General features: G+C 65.1%; 1 protein-coding gene. It reads right to left on the reverse strand.

Annotated features, from left to right (window positions below; translation table 11 throughout):
• Positions 1-4,371 (reverse strand): NACHT domain-containing protein (locus AC0L3D_RS36080; RefSeq protein WP_473647461.1); only part of this gene is annotated, 4,371 nt, incomplete at its 3' end.
• Positions 4,372-4,809 lie beyond the last annotated feature (438 nt).

Genomic DNA, 4,809 nt, shown 5'->3' on the forward strand with positions numbered 1-4,809 from the left:
AGTCTTAAGCAGCTTCCCTTCGGCCGTGGCCGCCTTTCTCGCCTTCTTGGTGGTCTTGGCAGCCTTCCCAGCCTTGGCGTCGATGCCCCGTCGGGTCAAGTCGATGCCAACGACCCGGATGTCCTCGACGCCGGGATAGTCGTTGGAGATTAGCGTCCAGTGACGCTGAAGCTCGTCGATCAGCAGTTCGAAGGTGTCAGCGCGCCTTCCGTTCGGCAAGTCCCAGTACGACTTCGTTCCAAGGTAAACGAGGAGAAAGACCCCGCGGCTAGAGCGGACATCGCGGAGATAGTCCCCGCATAGCTGGATTTCCAGACGCTCGAAGAGATGTGGACCGGTCCACTTGTCGGCGAGCTTAAGCTCGGTCGGCACGGGGGCGTCGAAGCCCACGCCGAAGAACCGCAGATCTGGGCGCTTGGCGTCGGCGAGCTCCTCCTCCTGCGGGACAACGTAGCGACCTGCCGCGCGGTCGCGGCACCATCCGCCAATGAACTTCCTGAACTCGGTCTCCTGATCCACGGCCTGAAGGATCGACGCTATCGAGGAGTCGCCGTTCTCGAGATCGTGCTTCAGCGCGTCCAGCTTGTCGATGGCGTGATACCAGAGCTCGCGGTGGTTGGCAGGCGTCGCCACCAGCGACTTACCGAACTCCCGCACCTGCGAAGGCGTCCACGCGTCGATGTCAGCGTCGGCGGCCGCCTTGGATTTCGCGTGAAAGCCCATCCAAGGCCTGCTCTCTTGGTCGGGGTGGGCACGCGCCATCTCGAGCAGGGCGAGGAAGGCCGGCTTGCCGGGCGTCTCGCGGATGAAGGCGATGAGGGCGTTTCGCGCATCCTGGGCGTCGTCACGCAAGCCGGGCGAGTAGACGCCTTTGCCGGCACGCTGGATGTCGTCCTTCTGCCGGATGTACCGAGCGATCAGCAGGTAAAGCGACTTCATGTGCTCGACCGTGCGGAAGGCCTGCCGCGCGCGGCCCTCCTGGGAGCGGCCGTCGAGAAGGGCGACGATGAAGGTGAGGGCCAGCTTGGTCTGCTCGGCAGGATCGTCCATGCCGGCGAAGCGGGCCGCGAGCGCGGGGATCGCCGCATCGGGATCGACGCCGACCCAGGTGGCGAACCAGATCGGAGAGAAGGTGAGGTTGCGCGTGGCGTTGGCCTTCCGCGACGCGATCGCGGCGATGGTACCGTCGTCGACCGAGGAGCGGTTGATGATGGCCAGGAGGTAGTTGAGGTTCCTGGTGTCGACCCGCTTGGCGCGTAACTCGGGCAGCAGCGCCGGCGCGATCTGGTCCCATATCCAGTCGCCGTGCCAGCTGACGTCGTAGAGCGCATAATTTCTCTCGCCCTCGGGCATCTCGGTCGAGAGCTCGTGCCTGATCTCCCTGAGAATGACGTCGAGAACCTGGGACGGGAACGCCTTGTGCAGCTGGGGCAGCCATGGCGGGAAGCCGTTCAGCTCCTGCAGGGCGTATCGGGTCGCGATCTCCGCCTCGGTCGCGTTTAGGGCCAACGGCCAGCCGTCGGTCTCCCGTGCCTCGATGGAGAGGCCGGTGAGCCCGAAGATCGTCGTGAACGGCGTGCTGTTGGCGGCCGCGCCTTCCGAGCGAAGCTGCGGCCTATTCTGGCGCCAGTAGCCGACGGTGCTATCGCGGAACGCGCGCGCTACGTCCTCGCCGAACGTCGCGATCAGAGCACGCCAGTTCCCGGCGGTCCACCAGTTATGCTGGCTATCGCCACTCCGCATCTGCTCGTGGAGATAGTACTGGTCATTGGAGACCTTGCCTGGCTTGCCGAAGTCGCGGATGGTAGCGACGCGGCTCGCCAGGATCTTCTTGGCCCGCTCCTTCGCCTTGGCCTCCTTCGCAGCCTCCCTGTCGGATCGACGCTTCCAGGCGGCCTGCTGCCGCTTGAATTTGGCGGCGGCCCCCTTCGGTGGGTTGAGCAGCTTATCGAGTTCGGTCTCGACTTCGGGATCGATCGTCGCCGCCGTCTTTAAGCGTTCCCGCCATGCACGCGGTCGGCCGTTCTGCTGATAGAGTGAAACCGCGAGCGTGAGCGCCACGAGCTTGTCGTCCGTGAGCGGCCGACCGGCAATCTGCTCAATGATGTAGTCGAAATCGGAGCCGTCGAAGGCCCAATAGGCGCCGAAGATCGACACATGCCAGTAGTCTGTCAGGCGTTCGCCGTTCTTGCGCTTCCGGCGTGCCCGCTCCTCGGCCACGCAGTTCCAGAACAGCGCTCGATTGATTTGGGGCCACTCGCGGACCAGTTGCGGCAGCTCGTTGCGAACCTCCTCGAAGAGGCCACGCCCGTAGTCCTCGGCTATAGGGAGTTTCCGCAGGATCGACAGAGGCAGCTTCTTCAGCGTCGCCGGGTTGCGGCCCCGGATCATTCGCATGAGGACCTGGCCGGCGGTCTGCCCGAGCCAGCTGTATCGCTTGGAGATCTCGCAGTGGCGCTGCTCGATGACCGGCTTTCGATTCAGTAGCTTGCCGACCCCATCGAGGAGTGCGGCAAGCAGGGCCGGCGGAAGCGCCGCCACGTAGCTGGCGAGCGCGTCGGAGAGCGGATCGGTCTCGAATCGCTTCTTGGGCGCCGCGAGCGCTAGGGCGGAGAGGAGCCACACCACGTCGGCCGGCGTCTGGCCGAGCCCGTCGAGAAGCTCGCCCAGCCAGCTCCGCCGGAGCGTAGGAGCTTCCGCGACAAACGCCTTGCGGACCTCGGCGATGTCCTGCGGAGACCCCACCTCGATCACGGCACGGATGGCGGCGATGCGCGTGTATTTCGATCGAGAGGTGAGGGCGAAGTGCTTGGCCTTGTCGGCGAGCGCCGCGATCCCGCCCTGGTGGACCATCCGCAGCAGGAACCAGACGATGTCGTCATCGTCCTTGTGCTTGTCGAGGAGCTCGCGGATCACGTCAGCGAGATCCGGATTCGTGAAGCGCTGTACCGCCGAGTATTCGGTGATGCTGCGGCCATGGGCGGGTTGGGCCAGCTGCTCGCAGGACTCCCGCAGGATTTGGATCCGCGTCTCCAGCGGCAGCTGGGCGGGGTCGCCCCCTTCGAACAGGACCTCGGGGGCGAGGCGCATGACGCGGTCGAGGATCCGCTGATCCAGGATCGCTAGCCACGGCAGGACCGGCCGCATCGTCGGGACTACGACCTCGACGCCGTATTGCCGCCGGAAGAACAGGTTCTCGACGCGTGCGCGCGATCCTTCGTCGACGAGAAGCGAATGGAGCCACTCGGCGGTTAGGAACTCCCGGACCGACCGGTGGTGAAACCGCACCGTGCCGTAGATGCCCTCGTCGAAGATCGGCCTGGTGAGAAGCGTGCGGCAGTCGGCGTCGTCCCAGTCGGTGAGCACCTGCTTGATATCGAGCCCGCGGTCGTTCTTCTGGCCGTCGGGGACGCGGACCGCCGACTTTTTCGCCAGGGTGGAGGCCGCGGCGACAAGACGCGCACCCTCGCGGACACGCTCCTTCGAAATCGGATTAGCATCGGCGCGGTCCTGGTCGCGCTCGTCCAGGCGCTTGTCGATGCTGGCGCGCAGCAGTTCGAGACGCGAGCCGACGCGGTCGTTCGCGAGCCAGAACTCGACAGTCTCGGCAAGATCGAGCGGACGGGTAGTGAACGACCACGCCTCCGCGCGGTCCAGCGCCTTTCTGAAAGCGGCTATGTCGGTGACGCCCTTGGCCCCTGCGAAGCGATCGACCTGCTCGCCGGCGAGATCGTCGAGCGCGACCATACGGAAGATGGACTTCCGCCGCTTGGAGCCAACGCCGCCGGTGGTCGTGAAGGCTTCGTCCGAATCCTGGTCGACTTCGGGCGCGCTTGCCGGTGGAGTCCATGGCAGGTTCGTCTCGCAGAGGAGGAGATCTGTCTTCGGCCGCCAAGCTTCGCCCCTGCTCGTGATGACGATGTGCGCGCGCTGCAGAGCGCCGCGCAGCTTGCGGCCGATCCTCCTGATCGCGCGCTCGAAGTCCTTGGGATCCTTCAGCCTGGCTTCGTCGACGGAATCGAGGAGGAGCCAGCCGTCCTCACCGGACGCGACCCAGTCATCGAACTCCTCGGGCGTTCCCTCCTCGAAGGACGCATCGAAGTCCTGTGCTAGGTGCTCGATGCGCAGGAAGAAGGCGTACTTCCCGCGCAGCCGGAGGTCGCGGCACACGTGCCGGATCTCTTCGGTCTTTCCCGATCCCGCCTCAGACAAGAGGACGACGCGCGATTCCTCCAGGAGGTCGGACCACTGCGTGAGCTTGTCGCGGCGCATCAGCCGGAACAGCTCGGCATCCTTGCCTTCCTCCTCGCTCAGGCCGAGGTCGTGGAAGGTCCGGTCCAGCTGAATGAACTCATCAAAGATGTCCGACATTCGTATTCCCCCCTGTCCGCATCGTCCATAGCCGGCTCTCGATGTGCCGACAACATAGGGACGGAGCGCCTTCGGCGCATCCTATTCTCCAGCCGATCAGGGGCAAATTCGTTCAAGTCGCCCAGCGGTCGCCTAGCGATTTCCAAAGTGGCGCAGTCACGGAGCGACGAACTCCACCATCCGTCCGTCAGGCCTCCTTGCGACCAGCCGCTTGGTACGCAGAGACAAGACGATGTAGGATAGGTGACCGCCTGCCGCACCGCGTCGGCGACATTTGTGGCACCCGCCGCCGGGCCGGGACTTGAGCGATACCCTCGAACGCCTTCTGCGCCATTTAGGCGCGTCATCTGTCCGCTCGCGTTGCCGCCGAAGCGGTTCGCCTGCCCAGCACGAATGTCCGCTTCGTCGCTGGCTAAATCCAAAGCGGCCAGCGGCTAG

It is taken from the genome of Mesorhizobium sp. WSM4837, from assembly GCF_055811435.1.